The sequence below is a fragment of the Paracoccus spongiarum genome, from assembly GCF_030732095.1.
GTDB lineage: Bacteria > Pseudomonadota > Alphaproteobacteria > Rhodobacterales > Rhodobacteraceae > Paracoccus > Paracoccus spongiarum.
The window spans coordinates 133009-157713 of record NZ_JAVAMQ010000008.1; the positions used below are offsets into that span (position 1 = coordinate 133009).

The window sequence follows — 24705 nt, forward strand, 5'->3', positions numbered from 1 at the left end:
CTCCCTATTCGGGAAGGACCGCGCAGGCGATCTTGGCGCCGCCGTCCTTCGGCATCCGGGGGTCGTCGCTGCCCTCGGGAAATTCATGCAGCATCAGCGCGCGACCACGCATCTGGTCGAGGTTCAGCCGGTAGCTGAGGATCCGCATGTCGGTGGTGCCGTCCGCCGCGGTATGAACCGCGGGCAGGTCGCCCAGAGGCCGCGGCATCCGCCCGGGCGGAGGCGGCGGGTCGGCGGCCGGGGTCGGCCGAGGGGCGGCTGCAGGGTTGCCGTCAGGCGGGCTTTCCCTGTCGCGCATGTGATCCATGCCCGCCATCGCCGCGCCGCCCTGCATCGCCATGTCGTCCTGCATCGCCATGCCGTCTTGCATGGATGCGCCGACCGGCATGGAGGCCATCGCCGCCATCGCGCCGGTCGGGTCGAAATGCGGACCCGCCGCGGCACCGGCGACGATCTTGTCGTCAACCATCGCGGGACCGCAATCGGGGCGGTCATGAACATGCATCGCGTGCCAGCCCGGGGGGAATCCCGCCAGCCGCAGCCGGATTTCCAGCGCCGCCCGGCCCTGCGCCACCTCGACCGAGCCCAGAGGTTCGTGGACACCGGCGATCGAAATGCGGTGGACCGGTGCGATGATTGCTTCGGCTCCGGCCGGCCCGCCGCCAATCGGCAGAAACAGGGCTACACAGCACGGAAGGCTGCGCGCCGCGGTGTATACCGTCCGACCGATGGGTGCTGTGCCCATGCCCATCACAGCCTCCTCGAAGCAGATGCGATGGTCGGGCGTCCCGCGTTATGCCTCGGGCAGGCAGGCGCGGCTTTCGCCGACTCGCCTCAGCATTGTATCATTCGCGGGCGTTCCGGGTGAGTGTTTTCGTGGCCACAACCGGAATGGCGCAGACATGAAAAGCGGCGCGGCCTGCGCCGCCTTTCATCGCGTGGTCAGGCCTGATTCGCTCAGTTGCAGGCCGGATAGTCGGCGCGATCGGCCTCGGACACATCGGCCGGGCAGACCTCGTTGCGGTTCGCCTCCGAGATGTCGGTTTCCATCGGCATGTCGTCCGTCACGCAACCGGCGACGACGGTCACCAGCAGGAGCAATGCGATTGTCTTCACGGCAGTGTCCTCATTTGGGGTTCAGGAGGTACAGAAGCGCCCCCGCGGGGATGCCGGGGGTATTCACTGTATCGAAAGGTCGAGGTTGAAGCTGGTCGTCGCGCCCGAATCCTCGTCATTGCCCATGTGGTAGACGCGGATCGTGTAGGTGCCGTCCCGGGGCAGCGGAATCGTCGCGCTGTTGCCGTCCATCGAGGCGTTGTAGATCGCCACGTCGGCACTGCCGGGCGGCAGCAGGTTGAAATAGATCGAACCGTCGCCCGAGCTTTCGGCCACCGCCAGTTCGGCGAACAGCTCTTGCCCCGCCTTGGCGCCGATCCGGTAGTCGGCATAGCCGTCGCCGGTGATCGACCCGGTCACCATCGTGCCGTAATTGCCGGGCTTGAACGTCACGGTCTCGGTGGTCTGCGCCGTCGCGGCCAGCGGCAGCGTGGTCGCAGCAACCAGCAGAAGCGTCTTGAGCATGGATATCTTCCCTTGATCTGCGGGCCGGGCCTTCAGCCCTTGCCGCTGGCAAGCCTGATGCGCCGCCGCGCCGATGCTGCGGCGGTCAGGCCGAGCCTAGGGCGGCGCGACCCGCCCGGCAAGCGGGAAACGGGTGGCAGGGGAGGCGGTTCAGATGATCTGGAAGCCGTGTCGCAGCGGGTCGTCATCGTCGACGATGATGGTGTTGTGGCCAATGATCCGCGCCCATCCGGTGATCGCGGGCAGGATGCCGGCATATCCGCCGATCCGCACGGCGGATTCGGCGCGGCCCTCGAAGATCGTGCCGATCAGGCTCTTGTTGCGGAAGGTCTCGCCGATGGCCAGGCGCCCCTTGCCATGCAATTGTGCAAGCCGCGCCGAGGTGCCGGTGCCGCCCGGCGACCGGTCGATCGCCTTCTCGCCATAGAAGACCGCATCGCGACCGTCGCAATCGGCCGCGTCGGGACCGTCGCACCAGATGACGTGATGCACGCCCCGGATGCGATCATCCTCGGGGTGGACGGGGTCGCAGACGGGCGCCAGCGCCGCGCGCAGGGCGCGGCTGCGGGCCACGATGGCCGAGGCCGACATGCCGTCCAGCCCCGGCCAGCCGGTTTGCGGTTCGACCACCGCGTAGAAGTTGCCGCCATAAGCGATGTCGACGGTCACCCGCCCCAGGCCGGGCACATCGACCGCGACATCGGCGCTGTGCAGGAAGCTGGGTACGTTCATCAGGCGGACGCTGTCGACCCTGCCGCCCGTGACGCGGTAGGCCACATCGACCCGGCCGGCGGGAGTTTCGACGGCCAGCAGGCCGGGGCTGCGGGGTGTCACCAGCCCCTCCTCGATGGCGACCGTGGCAAGCCCGATGGTGCCCGCGCCGCACATCGGCAGGCAGCCGCTGACCTCGATGAACAGCGCCGCGATATCGCAATCGTCGCGGTGCGGCGGATACAGGATCGCGCCGGACATGATGTCGTGGCCGCGCGGCTCGAACATCAGGGCGGTGCGCACCCAGTCATGGTCGCGCAGGAAGATCCCGCGCCGCTCGGCGATGGGCAGATGCGGCAGGATCGGGCCGCCCGCCACGACGACCCGGACCGGGTTGCCGCAGGCATGCGCGTCGATGCAGAAGAAACGGTGCCGCACCGGTCAGATTCCCCGCCGGGCCGCGCGCCGGTCCAGCGCGCCGCGCGACAGCCGGTCCAGCAGCAGTGCCACCGCCACGATGGCCAGCCCGGCGCGCAGGCCAAGCCCCATCTCCATCCGGGTCAGACCGCGCGTCACCTCGGCGCCCAGGCCGCCGGCACCGACGAGGCCCGCCAGCACCACCATGGCCAGTGACAGCAGGATGCACTGGTTCAGCCCGACCAGCAACGTGGGCATGGCGGCCGGGATCTCGATCTTCCAAAGGATCGTGCGGGGATGCGCGCCGATCGCCTGCCCCAGTTCCTTCAGGTCCCGGGGGACGCCGCGAAAGGCCAGCGTGGTCAGGCGCAGCATCGGCGGGATGCCATAGACGATGGTGGCGATGATCGCGGGCACCCGTCCGAGGCTGAAGATCATCACCGCCGGTATCAGGTAGACCCAGGGGGGCACCGTCTGCATCACGTCGAGGATCGGACGCAGCGCGGCCTCGATCCGGGGCCGACGGGCTGCAAGGATGCCCAGGGGAAAGGCGATCGCGACCGAGATGAACACCGCCACGCCGACCAGCGCGATGGTCTGCATCGACGCCTGCCACAGTCCTGCCAGCAGGCAGAAGCCAAGGCAGCAGCCGGCCAGGATCGCCGCCCTGAGGCCGATCGCCAAGCCGGCCAACAGCGCCAGCACCGCGATGACGGCCAGCGCCGGCAGCGACAGCAGCGCGGCCTCGATCGCGCCGAGGACAGCCTCGATCACGCGGCTGACGATCGCGAAGACGCCGTGGAAATTGGCGTTCAGCCAGTCGACGACGGGGGCAAGGAAAGCGCCGGGAGAGATCTGCATGGGCATGGTCAGGTCCTATCGCCGGGGCGGCCCGCAGCCGCGCTTTGGGTCAGCCGGTCAAGCATCATCGTCAGGATCACGATGGCGATCGAGGCGTTGATCGAGGTGGCGATGTCCAGCGTGCGGATCGCGCCATAGATTGTCTCGCCAAGCCCGCCCGACCCGACGATCCCGGCGATCACCACCATGCCGAAGGCCATCATCAGGCTCTGGTTGATGCCGGCCATGATGCTGGGGACGGCGAAGGGCAGGCGGATCTTCAGGAACATCTGCAGCGGGCTGACGCCCACGGCCTGCCCCAGTTCGATGAATTCGCGGGGCGTCTGGCGAATGCCAAGCGCGGTCAGCCGGATTGCCGGTGGCACTGCCACGATCACCGTGGCGACCAGCGCCGTCGCCGGGCCATAGCCCAGCAGAGCGATGGCCGGCAGCAGGTAGATATAGGGCGGCAGGGTCTGGATCAGGTCCAGCGCCGGCGTAAGCGCGCGGTCAAGCCAGGGCACCAGCCCGGCGATGGCGCCGATCGGCAGGCTGATCGCCAGCGCGATGACCGATGCGGCGATGACCAGCGCCAGCGTCTCCATCGTTTCCGGCCACAATCCCATCAGCGCGCAGAACACCAGCGCAGCCGCGGTCAGCGCGCCGAAGGCCGGACCGATCAGCCGCCAGCCGATCAGTCCCATGATGGCCGCCACCGCATAGGCCGGCGCCAGCATCACCAGCCACAGCACCCCCTCGTAAAGCCCCTCGAGCATCGCCCGGAAGAAATCGAAGAGGAAGGCCGCATGATCGCTGAGCCAGAACAGCGCATCGTCGATGATCCGGTCGAAGCCCTGCACGAAAGCCGCATTGTCCATCATCGCCCCCTATGCCGCATTTTCGGCCGGCGACGGGCCCGAGGCCTCCGCCGCCTCGCCCCGGACGCCGCGCAGCAGGTCGCGCACCGTGATGACGCCGACGATGCGGCCGTCATCCTCGACGGCCACGGCGTCATGGTCGCCCTCGGTGATGCAGGCGATCAGCGTGTCGATATCGGCCTCGGTCGTGCAGCGCGGCAGATGCGTCATGTCCCGTCCCTCGGTCGTGGCGCGCCAAGCCTCGGCCGGCTGCATCAGCGAATGGGCCTTGACCAGATGCAGCCGCGAGATGCCGGCGACGAAATCGGCGACATATTGATCGGCAGGGTTCATCACGATTTCCTCGGCGGTGCCGACCTGGATGATCGCGCCGTCCTTCATGATGGCGATGCGGTCGCCTATGCGGATCGCCTCGTCGAGGTCATGGGTGATGAATACGGCCGACTTGCCCAGATCCTTGGTCAGTTGCCGGAATTCGTCCTGCAGCTGGCGCCGGATCAGCGGGTCCAGCGCGCTGAACGGCTCGTCCATCAGGATGATCTCGGGGTCGGCGGTCAGGGCGCGGGCCAGGCCCACGCGCTGCTGCATGCCGCCCGACAGTTCCGAGGGATAGCGCGCGGTCCAGTCGGACAGGCCGACCTTGGCCAGCGCGGCCCGGGCCGCCTCGTTGCGCTGCTCGCGCGGGATGCCCTGCACTTCCAGCCCGAAGGCCGCGTTTTCCAGCACCGTGCGCTGCGGCAGCAGGGCGACCGATTGGAACACCATGCCGATATGCCGGGCGCGCATCCGGCGCAGTTCCGGCCCGTCGAGGCCCGAGATGTCGCGGCCCTTCACGAACACGGTGCCGAGGCTGGGCGTGATCAGCTTGTTCAGAAGCCGGATCAGCGTCGATTTTCCCGAACCCGACAGGCCCATGATGCAGAAGATCTCGCCGCGATGCACCTTGAGGCTGGCGTCGGACACGCCGACCACGCAGTTGAATTCCTGCAGGATCTGCGTCTTGGAAAGCCCGCGTTGGGTGATCGAGGCAATCGCCTCCTTGCTGCGGTCGCCAAAGACCTTCCACAGATTCCGGCAGTCGATCAGGACTTCGGTGCTGGCTGCGTTCGTCATGTCTATCCCCATCCCGCCCCTGTCGAAGGGCCCTTGTGAAGGCGGGCGGTCACGGCGACCGCCCGCCCGTCGCGCGTCAGTAGGACTTGATGTTCGACCAGCGCGAGATCAGGTCGGCATGGGCGCCCACCCAGTCGGCTACGGCCTCGTCCATGGTCTTGCCGTCGCTGACCGCGCCGTTGATCGCGGTGATGTCGGCAAGCGGCACATAGACGCTGGCGATGGCTTCGCGCGCTTCCGGGTTCTCGGCCGAGAAGCCATCCTGCCCGATCCAGTAATAGCTTTGCGGCGGCGGAAAGACGCCCTTCGGGTCGGCCAGGAACTTGATGTCGAACTTCTGGGTCATCCAGGACGGTTCCCAGATGGTGACGGCAATCCACTCCTGGCGGTCGATGGCCGATTTCAGCGCCGCGGTCATCGCGGCCGAGCTGCCCTCGACCAGTTGCAGGTCCAGCGCGTATTCGCTGACGGCGTTCGTGGTGTCGCGCATCAGGCCCGAGCCCGGCTCGATGCCGATGATCTTGCCGCCGAACTTGTCGGCGTTCTCGTTCAACTGCTCGACCGAGTCTATGTTGACATAGGACGGCACCGCGATGCCCTGATACAGGCCGTGCGACACCGGAGAGATCTTTTCCAGCCGGTTCTTGTTGCGGTCCCAGTAGTCATGGGCGACGTAGTCGGTCTGCGATGCGAGGATCTGCACATCGCCCTTGGCCAGCGCCGCATAGGCGATGCCCCATTCGGAAAACTCGGTCACCTCGACGGTGAAGCCCTTGTCCTCGAGGACCTTCCTGGTGATGCCCGTGATCGGCGTCAGATCCTCCCAGGACAGGGTGCCCATGCGGATCACCTTGTCCTGAGCCATGACGGGCGATGCCAGTCCCAGCGCCATCGCGCCGGCCAGGATGGTTTTCAACAGCTTGTTCATTCGTAACCTCCGGTTGCTTGTTTCTTGTCGTTCAGTGATCCTGCGACTGGACATGACTGTCCTGCCGCCGCGATCTGGCATCGCGGCGTTGTCATGGCTCCGTCTGGCGTCAGGCGGAAAGGCGGTCTGTCGGGGATCGTGCGAGCCTTGTCTTCAGGGCGCCCGTCCCTTGGAATAGCGGTGTTTTCCCATGCCGGCTGCCCCCGCGGCAAACGAGAATTCCCTGTGGCGGGACATTAGTAAATCTCGGGGCGTGCCGGGGGTCAGACCTCGCCCTGCGCCTTCACCTGCCGCAGCAGGTGCTGGACAAATGCCGCAACGGCCGGGCGATCCATGGATTTGAGGCGGCAGTTCAGGAAGTTGCCGCGCCCCATCGAGATCGGCGCCGGATGGGCGAACACCAGCCGCCCCTGCCGCACCAGCGAGCGGACCATGTGGTGCCAGCCCAGCATGACCCCCTCGCCGGCGATGGCGGCCTCGGTCAGCAGCCCGACCTTGTTCGATGTCAGCGCGAAATCGCGTGACCAGTCGACCCCCTGGGCGCTGAACCATTCCGGCCAGCCAAGCGGATGCCAGCCGATCGCATCCGCGCTCCAATGGCGTTCGTGCAGGTGCAGCAACGGCACCTGCCCCAGGGCCTCTGCGGATGGCGACGGGCCGATGCGCTGCATGAACCCGGGCGAGCAGACCGGCTGGGCGACCTCGGGGAACAGGAAATGCAGCTCTTCGCCCGCCTCGCAGCGTTCATTGCCGCACAGGATCGAGACGTCCACCTCGGAATAATTGCGCAGCGTGTCGTTCTCGTCCGAGGCAAATACCGTGAAGCCGATGCCCGGATGGTCTGCGCGGAAACTGTTGATCAAGGGCTTCAGCCAGTAATTGGCCATGCCGTCGGTTGCGGCAATGGTGATCGTCTGCGGCCCCTCGTCCCCGGTCACCGCGGCCACGCCCGCGCTGATCGTGTCCAGCCCTGCCGTCACCGAGGCAAAAAGGGTCGCCCCCTCTGGCGTCAGTTCCAGCGCGTTGTGCTTGCGCAGGAACAGCGCCTTATCCAGCGCGCGTTCCAGCAGCCGGATCTGCTGGCTGACCGCACCTTGGGTGACGTTCAGTTCCTTCGCAGCCAGCGTGAAGCTGAGGTGTTTGGCCGCGACCTCGAAGGTGGCGAACGCCCCCAGGGATGGCAGATAGCGGCGCTTGATCGGCGGCATCTCGGTGACGGCGGTCCTCTGCGTGCGAGAGGTCATTCTAGCCGCGACTGCCACTCTTTCCAGCGAAGATATGCGTTGGCCCCGATCGTGTCGAAGGGATGCGGCGGCAGGCGGGCCGGTTCCGCCTCGGCGGTGAAGAAGCGGGTGATGGCGCTTTGCTGCCCGCAGGCCAGTTCGGCTGCACCGATGCCGGTCAGCGTGCCGCGCGCGGTGCCCAGGCCGTTCTGGACGCAGGCGGCATACAGCCCCGGCTCCAGTTCGCGCATCACCGAAACGCCGTTCTTGGACAGGCACAGATGCCCCGACCAGCGATGCTCGAAGCGCAGCCCGGCCAGCATCGGAAAGCGCGCGTCGAATTTCTGCCGCATGTGGCGGGTGGCGCGTGCCAGATCGCCCGCGCTGGCCTGCATGTCCGGCCGATAGGCGCCGCCCTGCCGAATCACGATGCGATGGCCGCCCTGCGCCGGGCCGATGCGGCGAACGGTCGTGCCCATCGGATCGGCCGGCGTCACGCCCCAGCACTCCCGCCCGCCAAGCGCCGCGACGGCTTCGGGCGGCAGTTCCTCGGTCATGCAGGCATTCAGCATGATGTGCATCAGCCGCCCCGCCTTGAAGCCGAAGCTTTCCAGATGGCCGTTGTTGCCCAGGATGACGCGCTGCGCCTGCAGGCCGCCCTCGGGCGTGCGCAGCGCCCAGCCCTGCGCGTTGCTGGCGAATTCCAGGACCGGGCTGTTCTCGTGGATCGTCACGCCCGCGCGTTCCAGCCCGGCCGCCAGTCCCTGCACATAGCCTGCGGGTTGCAGCATCGCCGTGCCGGGCGTGAACAGCCCGCCCCGATAGTAACGGCTGCCCGTGACCTTGTGCATGGTGCGGGCGTCCAGCAGCTCATGCGGCTCGCCGAGGTCGCTCAGATGCCGCGCATAGCTGGCATTGGCGGCCATCCCCGCATCCGAGGCCGCGCCGTTGATCTTGCCCGAGCGCTGCAGATAGCCCGAAGGGATCGCGTAGTCGCGCACCGCCTCGGCCGCGAAGTCGATGGCCGCGCGGTTCAGCCGCGTCAGGTCCTGCGAGGGATGGCTGCCGGCATAATCTGCCGATGTCAGATCATGCGGCAGGTCGATCATGAAGCCGGAATTGCGCCCCGCCCCGCCCTCGGAGATGCGCTTGGCGTCCAGCAGGACGACCCGCATCGCCGGGTCGATCTGCAGCAGCCGCCGCGCGGCCGACAGGCCCGCGAAGCCGCCCCCGACGATCGCCACGTCGCAGCCCGCGCGCCCCGCCAGCGGCGCGCGCGTCGCCGCAGGGGGAAGGATCGCGGCCCAGCCGGCCGGACCGGTGAAGACGGGGGTGCGAACCGCCTGATGGACCGCCATGATCAGTCCAGCGCGGTCGCGGTGTGATCGGTCAGGTCCAGCCAGATGGTCTTCAGCTGGGTATACTGGTCATGGGCGTGAATGGAATTGTCGCGCCCGCCAAAGCCCGACTGCTTGTAGCCGCCGAAGGGGGTGGTGATGTCGCCCTCGCCAAAGCTGTTGACGGTGACGGTGCCCGCCCGAAGCATCCGCGCCCCGCGCAGGGCCCGCTTGCCAATCGCGGTGAAGATCGAGGCCGCCAGGCCGTATTCGGTCTCGTTGGCGATGGCGATGGCTTCCTCGAAGCTGGCCACCGGCACCAGCGTCAGGATCGGACCGAAGATTTCCTCGCGGGCCAGCGTCGATGCGGCGCCGGTCTGCACGATGGTCGGTTCGATGAATCCTTCCGCGACGATCTTGCCGCCCAGCAGGATCGTCTCATCCTGCGCGGCCTTCAGATAGCCGCTGACCTTCCGGAAATGTCCGGTCGAGACCAGCGCCCCCACCCGCACCTGCGGGTCCAGCGGGTCGCCGACGATCCATTCGCGCGCATGGGCGGTGATCCGGTCCATCAGCTTGTCCTGAATGTCCTTGTGGACGATCAGCCGCGAGGCGGCCGAACAGTTCTGCCCCATGTTCCAGAACGCGCCGTTCACGACATGGGCGGCGACAGCGTCCAGATCCTCGGCATCGTCCAGCACGATGCAGGGGTTCTTGCCGCCCAGTTCCAGCACCACCTCTTTCAGGTTGCTGTCGGCCGAGTAATGAAGGAACCGCCGGCCGGTCACGGTCGATCCGGTAAAGCTGACCATGTCCACATCCGGGTGACGCCCCAGCGGCTCGCCGACCTCGGCCCCGCCGCCGGTGACGACATTCAGAACGCCGCGCGGCAGCCCGGCCTGCACGGCCAGTTCGGCCACCCGCAGCGCGGTCAGCGTGGTTTCGGCAGCCGGCTTGACCACGACGGAACAGCCGGCGGCCAGCGCCGGTCCGATCTTCCAGGCCAGCATCAGCAGCGGAAAGTTCCAGGGCAGCACCAGCCCGACGACACCCACGGGTTCGCGGACGACCATCGCGATGTGATCGTCGGATGCGGGGGCGACCTGATCGTAGATCTTGTCGATCAGTTCGGCGTGCCATTTCAGCACATGGATCGTTTCCGGCACATCGACGGTCTCGCAATCATGGATCGTCTTGCCGCTGTCGATGCTTTCCATCACCGCCAGTTCGCGGGCATTTCGGGTCAGCAGCTTGCACAGCCGGATCAGCACGTCCTTGCGTTCTGCGGGGTGCAGGCGCGACCAGCGGCCATCCTCGAACGCTTCGCGGGCCTTTTGCACGGCCAGATCGACATCCTCGGCGCCGCAGGCCGCGACTTCGGTCAGCGCCTCACCCGTCGCGGGGTTCGTCGTCACGAAGGTCCTGCCCGAGATCGCCGGGCGGAAGCCGCCGTCGATGAAGGCATTCTGCGGCAGTTCCAGCGATGCGGCGATGGCCTTGTATTCCTCGGTGGTCAGAAGCTCGCTCATCTCAGTTTCCTTCCGTGATCGCGGTGACGGCGGTCTTCAGCGTGCGGATCACCTGTTCCAGCGCGCGTTTCTCATCCTTGTTCAGCCCCTTCAGCGGCGGCCGCATCGGTCCGGCGCGCAGGCCTGTCGTCTCGACCCCATGCTTGACGCACTGGATGAACTTGCCGCCCTGTTCCAGCACCGCCATCAGCGGCAGCATCGCCGACATGATCCGCCGACCCTTGTCGAAATCGCCGCGCACCGCGCAGGCTTCATACAGCGCGACATGTTCTTTCGGCAGGAAGTTTGATCCCGCGCAGATCCAGCTGCGCGCGCCCCAGGCAAAGAATTCCAGGGCCTGATCGTCCATGCCGCAGGACATCTGGATGTGCGGATAGTCGCGGGCCAGCAGATGCACGCGGTTGATGTCGCCCGAGCTTTCCTTGATGCCGATGACGTTCTTCGACCGGCCGACGCGATCGAGAAAGTCGCGGCCCATCGCGACGCCCATCCGACCGGGATAGTTGTAGAGGATGATCGGCAACCCGCAGGCGCGGTCGATGGCCAGCGCGTTCAGGGCGTTTTCCGTCTCGGTCGGCACCGAATAGGGCGGCGTGCCCAGCAGGATCGCGTCCGCGCCCATCTCGCGCGCGCCTTCGGCCAGCGCGATGGAGTCGGGCGTGCGCAACGCGCCGGTGCCGACGATGACCGGCAGCCGTCCCTTGGCGCGCTCGGTGATGAAGCGCGCAAGCTCCAGCCGTTCCTCGACGGTTTCGGCATAGTTTTCGCCGGTCGAGCCGCCCGAGATCAAGCCATGAACCCCGGCGTCGGCCAGACGCTCGATCAACTCGGCCAGCGCCTCGAAATCGATCGAGCCATCGGCGTGAAAGGGCGTGATCAGCGGGGTGTAGATGCCTTCAAGCACCATGCGGTGTGTCATGCGGCGGCCTCCAATCCTGTGCGCGTGCCAACTGGCCTCATCAAGGGTGAACGGGCTTTGGCTGCGACTATGGGTTAGTGATCCGTGGCGTATGCCGCAAAGGAGAATATTCAGCGCCGAGGCATTAGCACAGCTAGGGTCAGGGCCCCCGATCGTCCTGAAGCTGCCCTTGGCCCCGCGATTCAGGACCCTCGAACCGCGCGGGGGATGATGAGCCCTTTCCGGTCGATGACCGAACAGGCAAAGCGTCTGAAGCCGCTCGTGACGACAAGCCGTGGCGAGCCACGGGTGGATGATCGGCAGATCGAAGGAGTGACCCCGCGCTGCGACCCGCCACGACAGGGACGCCAAGACCGTCCTGTTCGCCGGGGCGCTGGCGGCACGGCTCAGGTCCCGGTCCGTGAGACCAATGAGTTGGCCCCGGGAAAGCAGCCTCAGTGGAAATCCCGTGATTTCGGGATCACGTCAACATCGCGAGGATGTCGCTGTCGGCTGGCAGGGATGGGGCGGTTCACTTCGTCGGCGTGCGACATGGGCGGAGCCAGCCGTTCGCCAGACAGGCGCCACAGCACGTCGCTGCGATCGGTCATGCTTTCCGCAACGATGTGAATCACGCCGTCGCCACGCTGCACCCTGCCCCTGACATCGATCAGCCGCGCCGTCATGATGACCTTCCGAAAGGCCGCGAATATCTTGGGCCATATGACCAGGTTTGCAGCGCCGGTCTCATCCTCGGTGGTGATGAAGCAGACGCCCTTGGCGCTGCCGGGCCGCTGGCGGATCAGGACAAGGCCGGCCAGTCGCACGGATTCGCCATGATTGAGGCGATGCAGGCTGGCAGCGGTCGTATAGCCCTGCGCCGCCATGGATCTCCGCAGGAACCGCATCGGATGCGCCTTCAGGGACAGCCGCAGCGTCTGGTAATCCGCGACGACCTGTTCGCAGATCGGCATCGCGGGCAGGGTAACGGCGGGTTCCTGGCCCTCGTCCTCCCCCCTTCTGAACAGCGGCAGGTCGGGCGCATTGCGCAGCGCCTTGGCATCCCATAGCGCCGCGCGCCGGTCCAGTCCGGCAGACCGGAACGCATCCGCCGCCGCCAGCCGCCGTATCGCACCCGTGTTCAACGCCGCCCTCGCTTGCAGATCGGCCAGCCCGGAAAACGGCATGTCCCGCGCCGCAGTCAGCCGGTCGGCCGTGGCCTGGCCCAGACCTTCGATCTGGCGCAGCCCCAGCCGCAGGGCCGGATCTTCCTTGCCAGGTTCGAGGGTGCTGTCCCAATCCGACAGGTTCACGTCGGCGGCGCGCACCTGAACCCCGTGATCGCGCGCGTCGCGGACAATTTGGGCGGGGGCATAAAAGCCCATTGGCTGACTGTTGAGAAGGGCGGCAGCAAAGGCGGCCGGATAGTAGTGCTTCAGCCAGGCCGAAACATAGACCAGGTGCGCAAAGGCCGCCGCATGGCTTTCGGGAAAGCCGTATTCTCCGAAACCCTTGATCTGGTCAAAGCAGCGGCGCGCAAAGACCGGATCGTATCCGCGCCGGGTCATGCCGTCGACCATATCGCCTTCAAGTGAATTGATTGTCCCGCGCGACCGAAACGTGGCCATTGCCTTGCGGAGTTCGTTGGCTTTCTTCGAGTCGAACTCAGCCGCGACCATGGCGATCTTCATGGCCTGTTCCTGAAAGATCGGCACGCCCAGCGTGCGTTCCAGAATGTCCTTCAACTCGTTTGGCGGATGCGGCGGACCGGGCTGTGGATAGTCCACCGGCTCTTGCCCAGTGCGGCGGCGCAGATAGGGGTGGACCATGTCGCCCTGGATCGGGCCGGGGCGGACGATGGCGACCTCGATCACCAGATCATAGAATTCGCGTGGCTTCAGGCGTGGCAGCATGTTCATCTGCGCCCGGCTTTCGACCTGAAACACCCCTATGCTGTCGCCCCGGCACAGCATCTCGAACACCGGCGCGGCGTCCGGCGCGGCGGGGTTCAGGTCCGCCAGCGTCAGCCGCCGGCCATGATGCGCCGCGATCAGGTCAAAGCATTTGCGGATGCAGGTCAGCATCCCCAAGGCCAGCACGTCGACCTTCAGGATGCCAAGCGCGTCGATGTCGTCCTTGTCCCATTCGATGAAGCTGCGGTCAGGCATGGCGCCGTTGCCGATGGGCACGGTTTCGGTCAGCTTTCCTTCGGTCAGGATGAAGCCGCCGACGTGCTGGGACAGGTGCCGGGGCATCCCGATCATCTGCTGGGCCAGCACAAGCGTCCGGCGCAGGCGCAGGTCGGTGACATCCACCCCGGCCTCGGCGGCTTCACCAGCACCCATGCTGGTGCCCCACGACCCCCAGACGGTGCGGGCCAGGGCGCCGGTGATGTCCTCGGACAGGCCCATCGCGCGGCCCACCTCGCGGATGGCGGAACGCGGACGGTAATGAATCACCGTGGCACACAGGGCCGCGCGGTCGCGGCCGTATTTTTCGTAAATGTACTGGATGACCTCCTCGCGGCGTTCGTGTTCGAAGTCCACGTCGATGTCGGGCGGTTCATCCCGGTCCTCGCTGATGAACCGTTCGAACAGCAGGTCGAAATGCGCGGGATCGACCGGGGTGATGCCCAGAACAAAACAGACCGCCGAATTGGCGGCCGAGCCCCGCCCCTGGCAGAGGATGCCGCGCGACCGGGCGAAATCCACGATCTCGCGGATGGTCAGGAAATACTGGGCGATGCTCTTCCTGCCGATCAGGGACAGTTCGTGGTGCAGCGCCGCACGAACCTTGTCCGGCACGCCGTCGGGATAGCAGTTGGCCGCCCCTGCCCAGGTCAGTTCGGCCAGATAATCCAGCGGGTCGCGCCCCGGCGGCGCGGTTTCGCGGGGATATTCATAGGACAATTCGGTCAGCGAAAAGGTCAGCCGGTCTGCCAGATCGCGCGCAGCATGGATGGCGTGGGGCCAGCGGGAAAACAGCCGCACCATTTCCCCGGGCGCTTTCAGATGGCGTTCGGCATTGGCATCCAGCAGGTATCCGGCACGGTCGATGGTGGTGCCGTAACGGATGCATGTCATGACGTCCTGCAACGGCCGGCGGTCCGGGGCGTGATAATGCACATCGTTCGTGGCAAGGATCGTCAGCCCGCAGGCCCGCGCCGCCCGGTCCAGCCGGTTGATCCGGGCCACGTCACCGTCGCGATACAGATACGAGGCGGCGACATGGCCCAACCCGGGCAGCCTCGCGACAAGGCCGGGAAGCACGGACAGATCGTCGCCCGGCAGCCAGATCAGCGCCAGCCCTTCGGCATGATCGGTCATGTCCTTCAGCGTCAGATCGCAGACGCCCTTTGCCTGCCAGTGTCCGTCAGGATCGCGCATCCTGCCCTTGGAAATCAGCGTGGACAATTGCCCATAGGCCGCGCGGTCACGAGGATAGGCCAGGAAGCCGGTGCCGCAGGTCAGCACGATCCGCGCGCCGATGATGGGGCGCAACGTGGCCTTGCGAGCCTCGGCATGCAGTCGCACCACCCCGGCAAGGCTGTTCAGATCGGCGATGCCGATGGCATCATAGCCAAGGTCATGCGCGGTCTGGACCAGTTCGGTCGCATCGGACGCGCCACGCAGGAACGAGAATGCCGAAGTCATCCCCAGTTCGACAAAGGGTGCCCGCGGGTTGGGAATGAAATCACCGCTCAGCCTGCGGCGCGGGGCCTGATGGTCATTCTGCGGCATCAGGCGAAGACCCCGTGAATGAACCAGCGGGGCAACCCGCCCCGGCCATCGCCTTCCAGACCTTCGCGATACAGCCACAGCCGGCGGCCGGTGGCGTCCTCGATCCGGTAGTAGTCGCGCAGCCGCGCGCCAGCGCCGTCGCGCCACCATTCGGGCGCGATGCGTTCAGGCCCGGCATGACGGGCGACGGAAATCTGCTGGCGGCGCCAGATGAACAGGGCCGGGGGGCCGTCGGGAAGCGCGTAAAGGACACGCACCTCCTCGGGGCGGTCAAACAGGCGGATAGGGCGATCAGGGCGCGGCGCGGGCGGCGGATCGGTCCGCATGGCTTCGGCCCTGCCCTCGGACCGTTCGGGAATATGGCTTTCCATCGGCACCGGACGCACGATGGCATCAGGCCCGAACCGGGCTACCAGCCGGTCGATCAGCCTTGACAGATGCAAGGCCGTGTCGGCATTGCCCTCCAGGCTCACTTGCGCTGTCGCCAGAGGCTCGGTCGTCTCGGCCAGCAAACGGATCAGATCGAAGCCATAACCGGGATCCAGATGGTCAAGCCGCCCGGCAAAAAGGCGCAACAGATGCGCGGCTTCCCGGCTGGGCGCAGCGGTTGCCACGCGGATGTCGCGACGTTCGCCATCGACGCGAAACACCGACAGGCATAACCGCCGGCAACCGCGATCCTGTTCTGCCATCTTTCTGGCCAGTTCGTCGACCAGACCGGGCAGCCAGTCCGTCGGATCGAACACCGGCTCGGCCAGCCGCGCCTCGGCCATGAAATCCGGGGGCGGATCGGGTGCTGCAACCGGCTCGGCCAGCTGGCCCATCGCCTGATCCAGCCTGGTCAGCGGATTGTCCCGGATCGGGGCGCGGGCAAAGCGGCGCATCAGCGTCAGGCGCGGCATCGCCGCCAGATCGCCAATCCGCCGCAGCCCCAGCCTGCGCAGCAACAGCAGCGTATCGTCCGACAATCGCAGTGCCGCGACAGGCAGCGGATGCAGATCGGCAAGATCGTGACAGACAGAACGCTCTGCCCCATATCGCGACAACCCCCAGGCCGCGCCCCAGGTTGGTGCAAGCGCCACCCGTGCGGTCAGCCCGGCGCGGGCCAGGCGCGCCTGCATGTCAGCCAACAGCGCGTCCTCACCGCCGAACAGATGGGCGGTCCCGGTGGTGTCGACGACCAGCCCGTCATTGCCATCCGTCGCGGAAAACGGACCCCACCGACGCGCCCAGAACATCAATCGCACCAGCGCAGCCGAATCGCCCTGCAGTTCGGCGGGCACCGCCTGAAGCACCGGACAAAGCGCGCGCATGTCCGCGAGGCGCGCCCCCCGCCGCACCCCCGCCATTCGGGCAGCCCGATTCAGGTCGTGAACGACAGGGCCGTGCGAACCCTCGGCCCACAGGACGACCGGAGTGTCATCGGATACCGCTTCGCCCATCCGCAGCTGGTGATTCCGCCAGCGTTCCGTCGGCAGTGATGGCAGAAAAATGCAGGCGATCCGCCGCCCCTTGCCGACCCCGCTCATGGCGCACCAACCATTCGCCCGCCGGAGACAAGCGCGACCTGAACAGCTCGACCCGCCAGCGCGGATCGCCCGGAGCGGCCGGATCGTCCATCGGCGGGTCCGAGGGGCAAGCCGCCACCCGCCACCGCATCCGCGCCGCCGAAGCATTGGCAGACGCCGCCCGCCGCAGCAGCCAGCACGGACGACCCGCCGCCTCGGCCCGCATCGCCAGTCTTCGCGTGGCCGTGAAATCCAGCACCGCCGGATCGCCCCATATCTCGCCCACCACGGCCGCAAAGGCCAGACTGGCCAAGGCGTCTTCCATCGCCGTCAGAACATCCGCAGGACGGGACAGATCGGCACGCAGCAATTCCCTCCCGATGCCGAGCAGGAATGGCACCCCTGCTTCGCGCCTTGTCAGCCGATCCTGCGCCCACAGCACCGGTCCGGCGGGCAGAGCCGCCAGGAGAAATCCCGACCCCGCCCCGTCCAGCGGCGAAGCGCAAGTGATCTCGGCCAGGGTGGCGGCACGCAAGTCTGGCGCCCGCCTTATAGGCGCCAGGGGCCGCAAGGCATGAACAGACATACATATCGGCAGCAGATGGATGTTTATGTTTTGTTCTAATCCTGCCAAAGATGAGTCGTCAATGTTCCATGCGATGCCACCCCCCCCTTTGCCGCGCGACGTCCGATCTGGACACAGGGTGTGAACCGGCGTGGAAAAGTGACCCCGCAGCGGGGTGATCAGCGGCCAAACATGCTTCCCTTGCATCGGTGGCCATGATGCCGTCCGGCGCTATGCCTCGTCATGGGCGAGGACCGAGCGCGAGGCCTCGGCCGCCGTCTCTGTCCCGCCGAGCTTCGACCTCGGCGACGCCTGCCAGTTCGACCGGAGTCGTGCAGCCGTCCTGATCGACGGCGCGACCACCATGGTGAAGGTCGCGCATGTCCGGCTCTGCCACAGTCGGATCCTGTTCGTGCAGGCCTATCCGCACAGGCGTCTTGAGCATCGTGGGCAGAAGACCGGGCAGTACGTGCCTATCCCGCTGCACCCCGATTGAAGGCGCGGATCGACAGCCATCCGCTGGACGCCCGGACCTTTCTTGCCGGGGCGAAGGGCAAGCCTTTCGTGCCTGCGGGCTTCACCAACCGGTTCCGCGCGATGGCAGTTCAAGCCGGGTTGCCCGATGGCCTGTCACCCCACGGGCTGCGCAGGTCGACCTGCCGAAGGCTGGCAGAGGCGGGATGCAGCCCTCATGACATCATGGCTATCCGCGGTCGCAGGTCGCTGGCAGAGGTGCCTCGCGACACCATCGAAGCGACCAGAACGGGCCGCATGCGACGTGCCGTCGACCGGCTTGATCGGATCGACACCAGGACAGATGCCGTCAAACCTGCGCAAGCGGCTCGACAATTTCCCGAAGGAAATTGATTTTCTGTATCGTATTCAGGAAATGGCGGACCCGGAGCGATTCGAACGCCCGACCCCCAGATTCGTAGCCTGACCGCAGGCATTGAATCGAAAGGGAAAATCGCGCAACTGACCCGAAATCTTTCTGTTTCGGAACAACAGCTTGCGATTTCGCTGCAAACCGACGCAGCACCCGAAAACGAAAACCCCGGCGCGCTGGCGGGCGCAACCGGGGCTGATTTTCAAGACTGGCTGTCTTGGGTTGATCATAACCTAAACCGTGAATCTGCCGCAAGAGCCTTGTTGGAGGCCGTGCTTGCCTGCGAGCCGCGCGACCGTATCCCGCTGATGGAGCGGTTCATCGAGGTTATGCGCCCCGGCGAGCCGGAAATCGGCTTTGGGTCGATCATGGCCGAGGCCCGCGATTGGGCTGAATGGGCGACCCGCGCCGAGCGGAAAGCCTACTGTCTTGCCGCCTATGAGGCAATGAACGGGCGCGATCAGGCGGCGTTCCTCAGCCATCTGGACCGGAGGGCAGCGGCATGAGCGGCAGCACCCTGCGCCCTATTGACGAACTTCTGTGGTCCTGGCCGACCGTCTGCAAGGCGGCGACGAACGATTGGGCACGCGGCTTTGCCCTGTCCATCGCCAAGCATTCCAAGCGGCGGAACTGGACGCCCAGCCCAAAACAGCACGCGCTGATGAACCGGCTGGTGGCCGAACTCTACCGGCATCGCGGCGATTTCGACGACGACTTCGAGGTGATCGAATGAGCCTCGACGTTTCTACACCCAGCCGTAAAACGGGCCGGGCGCGCGGATACATCACCGATTACCGCCCGCAGGCCAAGACCCGCGAACTGCTGGAACAGGCGCAGGCCGTGCTGGACGAATATCGCCAGTATTGGCCGCTGACCTGCCGCCAGATCTTCTATCGGCTGGTGGGAGCGCATGGCTATGACAAGACGGAGGCGGCTTATGGTCGCCTCTGCCATCACCTCGCCAATGCCCGGCGGGGCAAGCTGATCCCCTTCTACGCGATCCGCGACGATGGCGTGACCACCTATGCCCGCGATCACTTCGAGGACCGGGACGCCTTCCTGCGGCGCGTCCGCGAGATGGGCAAGAACTACACCCGCGACAAGCTGGCCGGGCAGGATCGGCATATAGAAGTTTGGTGCGAGGCGGCGGGGATGCTGCCACAACTCGACGATGTGGCCGAACCCTATTCCGTCCGCGCCTATTCGTCGGGCGGCTTCGACAGCCTGACGGCCAAGAAGAACCTCACAAACCGAATCTGCCGGATCGGCAAGCCGACCGTGATCCTGCACCTGGGCGACTTCGATCCCAGCGGGCAATCCATCTTCGACAGCGTGGCCGAGGATGTGGAGGCATTCGTGATGGCCGACCGTCCCCACGGATACGTTAATGTGACCTTCGAGCGCGTGGCGCTGACCAGCAGACAGGTGCAGCAATACGACCTGCCGACCGCGCCACCGAAAGCGACGGACAGCCGGTCGAAGGGCTGGACCGGCGGCACCTGCCAGCTTGAGGCGCTGCCGCCGAACATCATTGCCGACATTCTGCGCGAGGAAATCGAGTGCCGCTTGGACATGGTTCAATACGGCGTCGATCAGGCCCGCGAGGATAACGACCGCGACGAGATCCAGACCTTGCTCCTGCCCCCGCCGCGATAACGCCACCCCGTCCCCGTGCCATGGGCGCGGTTCGGGGACGGCCACCCACCGAAGCAGACCGGACCATGAGCCGGGCATATTCCACCATCCGCCCTAGCTTCTGACCGCTGAGCGAAATCAGCGGGGAATGACGATCCGGGGACTTCTAACCCACCCCGAGCGGAACCGGCTCCTGCTAGGCCCGCTCAGAAACGCGACAAGATACCCACCGGCTGGTGAACCTGATGCTGCGGCGCAGGGTGACAGATCGGGGACCGCACCGGCGCATGGCTGCAAAGGGCGGGTCTGGTGAGAAGCCAGAGGGGAAGCGACTGGCCCACGATACGGGCATCGCGTGGATACGGATCGAGGAAGCGCAGGGCCTTTCCCAGACGCAGGCCGGAATGGCTTGGCCGCTTATGGCGGGGGGGAAGGAGCGGGTGGCAGGTCTTTACGCTCAGGCGTTAGGTCAGCAATATTGACCCAATATATAGATGCGTGATAACATAACAAGACGATGCCCATGACCCACACCCGCACCCCGATCAGCACAGCCGCGCCCTACGACCTCGGGGCGTTGAAGGACCGTGGACGTATCAGCTTTGACGACGACGATCTGCAACTGTCCGTCATGGGCGATGCAGCGGCGGCGGAAATCGAGCGGCATTGCGAACTGGCGCTGCTGGCCCAGGTTGTCACCGTCACGCTACGCGCGTGGTGCAGCCGCATCCCCCTGCCCGTTGGCCCGTTCTATGCCGGCGCGCTGGCCGAACATCCGATCACCGTCGAACTGCTGGACGAGGCAGGCATTGCCACACCGCACCCGGCAGGCTGGTGGATCGAGGGCGGGCGCTATCCCGTGCTGAACCTGACCACCTCGGGCAGCGGCGTGGCGATCCGCATCAGCTATCCCGCTGGCTATGGCATGGACGCAGGCAGCATCCCGGCTGACCTGCGCCTTGCTATTGCCGACCAGGCGGCAGCATTCTACGACCAGCGCGGCCCCGCTGACGCGCCGCAGGGATTGAGCATCGCGGCTGCCCGCATCGCGGCACGGCATCGGCGGGTTGCGCTGTGACCGAGGCGACGGGCAAGCCACGCGGCAGACCGCGCAAGGACGGGTTGCCAGCCGGATCGCCCGAGGCCAAGGCGGCCGACCGGCGCGTGCGGATCAGGGGCGCGATTGGTCCCAATGCCCGGCTTTCGGATGCAGACAGGGACCGGCGTCGGGGTGTTGCGTTCGCGCTTTCGGAAAAATCGGGGGCCGAACCTGCCGATCTGGCGATTGCGTTTCTCGAAACCCTGAAAATTCCCGAGGGAAAAATGGCCGGGCAGCCGGTCACGCTGGCCGAGTTTCAGCGCCGTTTCGTGCGCGGCGCTCTGGCCGGGGGCGTGATGGTGGCCTGTCTGTCGATTGGCCGGGGCAATGCGAAAACGGCGCTTTCTGCCGGGCTGGCTCTGGGCGCGCTGATGGGCGTGTGGGACGATCAGCCGAAGCGGGAAATCCTGTTCGCGGCCCGCAACCGTGACCAGGCCAAGACCGCGTTTCAATTCCTCGTCGGCTTCATCGAAGGGCTGCCCGAGGATGAGCAGGAACGGTTCACCGTTCGGCGCGGCAGCAAACTGGAAGTCGAATATTCCGACAATGGCGGCGGGCTGGCCCGCGTGATCGCTGCCGATGGCAAGTCCATCCTCGGCGGTGCGCCGACGCTGGCGCTGATGGACGAACGTGCGGCCTGGGAACGCGACAAGGGCGACGGGCTGGAAAACGCCATCCTGTCGGGCCTGGGCAAGCGCGACGGGCGGGCGCTGATTATCTCGACCTCGGCCCCTGACGACGCCAACACCTTTAGCCGCTGGCTGGATGAACCCCCGCCCGGCACCTATGTGCAGGAACATCGGCCCGCCTTTGGCCTGCCCGCCGACGATCTGGAAAGCCTTCTGGCAGCCAACCCCGGCGCGACCGAGGGCATCGGCTCAAGCCCGGAATGGCTCATTGCGCAGGCACGACGGGCGATTGCACGGGGCGGATCGGCCCTGTCCAGCTTCCGCAACCTGAACCGCAACGAACGGGTTTCGACCGAAGATCGCTCCGTTCTGGTGACGGTTGACGAATGGCTTGCCGCCGAGGTTGACCCCGACCAGTTGCCGCCGCGCGCGGGGCCTTGCGTCCTGGGCGTGGATCTGGGCGGCAGCCGGTCAATGTCGGCCGCGGCGATGTATTGGCCCGACACTGGCCGCTTGGAGGCTCTGGGCACCTTTCCCGGCAACCCCTCACTGGCCGACCGTGGCGCGGCTGACGGCGTGTCCGGGCGCTATGTCGAAATGGCCGAACGCGGCGAAATGACCGTGATGGGCGAGGCGACCGTGCCGCCCGGCCCCTGGCTGGCCGAAATCGTGCGGCTGCTGGACGGCGCGGAAATCGCCTGCATCTGCGGCGACCGCTTTCGGCATGCCGAATTTGTCGAGGCGATGCAGGCTGCCGGTCTGGCCCGCGTGCCCTTTATCTGGCGAGGCTTCGGCTGGAAGGATGGCAGCGAGGACATTGAACGCTTTCGCCGCGCGCTGTTCGACGGCGAGGTGAAAGTGGCCCCGTCGCTGCTGCTGCGCTCTGCCTTTTCCGATGCAATCGTTCTGCTGGACCCGGCCAACAATGCCAAGCTGGCCAAGGCGCGCAGCCTCGGGCGGATCGACGCGGCGGCGGCATCCGTGCTGGCCGTGGCGCAGGGCGCGCGGATGAAGGCGGCACCCACGCGGAAAGCGAGGGCGGCATGGCTGTGAAGGCTGAACATCACCGTCATTCCAAACGCGTCACCTCGACACGCCGCTGGCAGGTGCTGCGGCAAGCGGTGCTGGAACGTGACGGATGGGCCTGCGTGGATTGCGGGCAGACCCGAGGGCGGCTGGAAATCGACCATGTGCAGCCCGTTCGCCTGCGCCCTGATCTGGCCTTTGACCCGGCCAATTGCGCGACCCGCTGCCCCCCCTGCCACACCAGGAAAACCCGGATCGAGTGCGGACACCCGCCCCCGATCACATCCCCCGAGCGTGACGCCTGGGGGCAAGCTGTTGCCGAACTGGCGACGAACGAAACCGGCAACACATGAGGTATTCACATGCTGGACTCTGTTAAAATCCAACGGCGGCAATCCGAAATCCGCCAAACCCTGTCTGAACTGGTCGGCAAGCCCGAACTGTCCGAGGACGAAACCCGCTCGATGGAAACGCTCGACGCGGAATATCGGCAGAACGAAACCCGCTACCGGGCAGCGCTGACCGCCGAGGATAGCGAACGCCGCGAGGCCGGGGCCGATCTGGAAACCCGCACCGACCGGCAATTTGCCGAACTGGTCGCGGGCTTCGAACTTCGGCAGGTTGTGCTGGCGCTGGACGAAGGGCGCAGCCTGACCGGCCAGACCGCCGAGGTTGTGGCCGAAATGCGCAATGCGGGCGGTTATCGCGGCGTGCCTGTTCCCCTGGCCGCGCTGGAACTTCGGAACACCGTTTCTGGAGACGTTCCGAACCCCGTGCAGACCCGGCCCATTATCGACCGGCTGTTTCCGGCATCGGTTGCGGCCCGGATCGGCGTGCAGACCATCAACATCACGCAAGGCAGCGTCGAATGGCCGGTTGCGACGGCTGGCGCGATTGCCGGATGGGCGGCGACCGAGGGCGGCAACGTGCCCGGCCCGAACCCGTTCCAGACCGCCGAAAGGATGCTGGCACCGGATCACACGTTGGGCGTGCATATGCGGATCAGCCGCAAGGCCATGAAACAGACCGGCGACGGGCTGGAAAACGCCATCCGGCGCGACATGAACGCGGCTGTCGGGGCCGAACTTGACCGGGCGGTGCTGATGGGCAGCGGCGCGGCGGGACAGCCTCTGGGGCTTGTGCCGGGCGCTGTGACCTATGGCATCACCAGCACGGCAGTTGGCGCTGCGGCGACCTGGGCGGCGTTCCGGGCCGAGGTGGTGGCGTTCATGACCGCGAACCAGATCAGCGCGGCATCGGGCGTCAATGTCGCGTTCGGGCCTGCGATCTGGTCGGAATTGGATGAGGCGCTGATCAGCGGCACGGCAGTTTCCGAATGGGACCGCCTGACCAAACATATCCCGGCCAGCAACATCGCTTTGGCGAACCAGCTTGCGGCGGAAACCGCGATCCTGACCACCTCGGCGGGCGGCATTTCCCCGGCATTCCTCGGCATCTGGGGCGGACTGGACATGATTCGTGACCCCTACACCGACGCGCAGAACGGCGGGCTGCGGCTCACCGGCCTGTTGACCGCTGATGTGACCGTGGCGCGCGGTTCGCAGATCCGCATCCTGACCGGCATCGGGGCGCCCTGATGCTCTGGGGCGGCAATCTCGGGCAGCTGGAAATCCGGGCCGAGGGCGGGGCAACCCGTCTTGTGGCGCGGTTCCCCTATGGTGCCGAAACTGAACTGGCACCAGGTCGGCGTGAGGTGATCGCCCCTCGGGCCTTTGCAGATCGCATCGCGGCAGGTGAGGAAATCCACCTGCTGTCACAGCATGACTATGCCAAGCCCCTCGCCTCGACGGCGGCGGGCACCCTTTCCCTGCGCGATACCGAGGACGCGCTGGAAGTCCGGGCGGAACTGGACGGCGGCACCTCATGGGCTGCTGACTTCCTGGCGGCGCACCGGGCCGGGCTGGTCCGAGGCTTGTCACCGGGCTTTCGCGTGGCGGCGGATGGCGAACGCATCGAACGGCGCGGCGCGGACGTGCTGCGGACGATCACCCGCGCATCGCTGTTCGAACTCTCGACCGTGACCCGGCCAGCTTATCCCACGGCGCAGATCGAAGCGAGGGCGTGGGAACTTAGGGCGGGAGACCACCCAAAGTTAGGGGCGGGCGACCGCCTTCAATACCTACGGCGTTGGAGGGCGTGAC

The 24705-nt window shown here is 66.5% G+C and carries 24 protein-coding genes and 1 pseudogene; 10 read left to right on the forward strand and 15 right to left on the reverse strand.

All coding sequences use genetic code 11. The features are described 5' to 3' along the window. Positions 1-4 precede the first annotated feature (4 nt). The 15 genes from Q5Y72_RS10680 to Q5Y72_RS10750 form a co-directional block, all read right to left on the reverse strand. The gene (locus Q5Y72_RS10680; RefSeq protein WP_305963408.1) at positions 5-751 is read right to left on the reverse strand and encodes a superoxide dismutase family protein; all 747 of its coding nucleotides are present in this window, start codon (positions 749-751) and stop codon (positions 5-7) included. A 206-nt stretch (positions 752-957) separates the two neighbouring features. Next, the gene (locus tag Q5Y72_RS10685) at positions 958-1116 is read right to left on the reverse strand and encodes a hypothetical protein (protein WP_305963409.1); all 159 of its coding nucleotides are present in this window, start codon (positions 1114-1116) and stop codon (positions 958-960) included. A 63-nt stretch (positions 1117-1179) separates the two neighbouring features. Next, positions 1180-1581, reverse strand: a complete 402-nt coding sequence (locus Q5Y72_RS10690; RefSeq protein ID WP_305963410.1) for a hypothetical protein — start codon at positions 1579-1581, stop codon at positions 1180-1182. Between the two features lie 150 nt (positions 1582-1731). After that, the gene (locus Q5Y72_RS10695) at positions 1732-2730 is read right to left on the reverse strand and encodes a 4-hydroxyproline epimerase (protein WP_305963411.1); all 999 of its coding nucleotides are present in this window, start codon (positions 2728-2730) and stop codon (positions 1732-1734) included. A 3-nt stretch (positions 2731-2733) separates the two neighbouring features. Then, a complete protein-coding gene (locus tag Q5Y72_RS10700; protein ID WP_305963412.1) occupies positions 2734-3570 on the reverse strand; it encodes an ABC transporter permease in 837 nt (278 codons plus the stop codon). An 8-nt stretch (positions 3571-3578) separates the two neighbouring features. Beyond that, positions 3579-4427: an ABC transporter permease gene (locus tag Q5Y72_RS10705; protein ID WP_305963413.1), complete on the reverse strand. Its 849-nt coding sequence runs from the start codon at positions 4425-4427 to the stop codon at positions 3579-3581. Positions 4428-4436: 9 nt separating this feature from the next. Continuing rightward, a complete protein-coding gene (locus Q5Y72_RS10710; protein ID WP_305963414.1) occupies positions 4437-5540 on the reverse strand; it encodes a quaternary amine ABC transporter ATP-binding protein in 1104 nt (367 codons plus the stop codon). Between the two features lie 76 nt (positions 5541-5616). Further along, the gene (locus tag Q5Y72_RS10715) at positions 5617-6468 is read right to left on the reverse strand and encodes a glycine betaine ABC transporter substrate-binding protein (RefSeq protein ID WP_305963415.1); all 852 of its coding nucleotides are present in this window, start codon (positions 6466-6468) and stop codon (positions 5617-5619) included. Positions 6469-6731: 263 nt separating this feature from the next. Then, the gene (locus Q5Y72_RS10720; RefSeq protein WP_305963416.1) at positions 6732-7712 is read right to left on the reverse strand and encodes a LysR substrate-binding domain-containing protein; all 981 of its coding nucleotides are present in this window, start codon (positions 7710-7712) and stop codon (positions 6732-6734) included. Further along, on the reverse strand, positions 7709-9049 hold the full coding sequence (locus tag Q5Y72_RS10725; RefSeq protein ID WP_305963417.1) for an NAD(P)/FAD-dependent oxidoreductase: 1341 nt from the start codon (positions 9047-9049) through the stop codon (positions 7709-7711). Before Q5Y72_RS10725 ends, Q5Y72_RS10720 begins: the two co-directional genes overlap by 4 nt. A 2-nt stretch (positions 9050-9051) precedes the next feature. Next, complete coding sequence (locus tag Q5Y72_RS10730; RefSeq protein WP_305963418.1) at positions 9052-10557, reverse strand: aldehyde dehydrogenase; 1506 nt, start codon at positions 10555-10557, stop codon at positions 9052-9054. Between the two features lies 1 nt (position 10558). Then, positions 10559-11464, reverse strand: a complete 906-nt coding sequence (locus tag Q5Y72_RS10735; protein WP_305963454.1) for a dihydrodipicolinate synthase family protein — start codon at positions 11462-11464, stop codon at positions 10559-10561. Between the two features lie 446 nt (positions 11465-11910). Beyond that, entirely contained in the window at positions 11911-15195 is a 3285-nt protein-coding gene (locus Q5Y72_RS10740) for an error-prone DNA polymerase (RefSeq protein WP_305963419.1), read from the reverse strand. Then, positions 15195-16724, reverse strand: a complete 1530-nt coding sequence (locus Q5Y72_RS10745) for a Y-family DNA polymerase (RefSeq protein ID WP_371930807.1) — start codon at positions 16722-16724, stop codon at positions 15195-15197. The genes Q5Y72_RS10740 and Q5Y72_RS10745 overlap by 1 nt, the downstream gene beginning before the upstream one ends. Beyond that, complete coding sequence (locus Q5Y72_RS10750; protein WP_305963421.1) at positions 16615-17238, reverse strand: hypothetical protein; 624 nt, start codon at positions 17236-17238, stop codon at positions 16615-16617. Before Q5Y72_RS10750 ends, Q5Y72_RS10745 begins: the two co-directional genes overlap by 110 nt. A gap of 238 nt (positions 17239-17476) precedes the next feature. Here Q5Y72_RS10750 and Q5Y72_RS10755 point away from each other — a divergent pair. The 10 genes and pseudogenes from Q5Y72_RS10755 to Q5Y72_RS10800 form a co-directional block, all read left to right on the forward strand. Continuing rightward, positions 17477-17710 (forward strand): annotated as a pseudogene (locus Q5Y72_RS10755) (IS21 family transposase); the annotation flags it as partial. 50 nt (positions 17711-17760) lie between these two features. Next, positions 17761-18135, forward strand: coding sequence for a tyrosine-type recombinase/integrase (locus Q5Y72_RS10760; RefSeq protein ID WP_305963422.1), 375 nt, complete (start codon positions 17761-17763; stop codon positions 18133-18135). A 279-nt stretch (positions 18136-18414) separates the two neighbouring features. After that, complete coding sequence (locus tag Q5Y72_RS10765; protein WP_305963423.1) at positions 18415-18660, forward strand: hypothetical protein; 246 nt, start codon at positions 18415-18417, stop codon at positions 18658-18660. Next, positions 18657-18887, forward strand: coding sequence for a hypothetical protein (locus tag Q5Y72_RS10770; protein ID WP_305963424.1), 231 nt, complete (start codon positions 18657-18659; stop codon positions 18885-18887). The genes Q5Y72_RS10765 and Q5Y72_RS10770 overlap by 4 nt, the downstream gene beginning before the upstream one ends. After that, complete coding sequence (locus Q5Y72_RS10775) at positions 18884-19810, forward strand: hypothetical protein (RefSeq protein WP_305963425.1); 927 nt, start codon at positions 18884-18886, stop codon at positions 19808-19810. Before Q5Y72_RS10770 ends, Q5Y72_RS10775 begins: the two co-directional genes overlap by 4 nt. A 502-nt stretch (positions 19811-20312) precedes the next feature. Beyond that, positions 20313-20867, forward strand: a complete 555-nt coding sequence (locus Q5Y72_RS10780) for a head-tail connector protein (protein WP_305963426.1) — start codon at positions 20313-20315, stop codon at positions 20865-20867. 245 nt (positions 20868-21112) lie between these two features. Beyond that, positions 21113-22570 carry a terminase large subunit domain-containing protein gene (locus Q5Y72_RS10785; protein ID WP_305963427.1) on the forward strand — a complete coding sequence of 486 codons (1458 nt, stop codon included), beginning with the start codon at positions 21113-21115 and terminating at the stop codon, positions 22568-22570. Next, positions 22561-22896, forward strand: a complete 336-nt coding sequence (locus Q5Y72_RS10790; protein WP_305963428.1) for an HNH endonuclease — start codon at positions 22561-22563, stop codon at positions 22894-22896. The genes Q5Y72_RS10785 and Q5Y72_RS10790 overlap by 10 nt, the downstream gene beginning before the upstream one ends. Before the next feature lie 9 nt (positions 22897-22905). Then, entirely contained in the window at positions 22906-24141 is a 1236-nt protein-coding gene (locus Q5Y72_RS10795) for a phage major capsid protein (RefSeq protein WP_305963429.1), read from the forward strand. Beyond that, a complete protein-coding gene (locus tag Q5Y72_RS10800) occupies positions 24141-24704 on the forward strand; it encodes an HK97 family phage prohead protease (RefSeq protein ID WP_305963430.1) in 564 nt (187 codons plus the stop codon). The genes Q5Y72_RS10795 and Q5Y72_RS10800 overlap by 1 nt, the downstream gene beginning before the upstream one ends. Position 24705 lies beyond the last annotated feature (1 nt).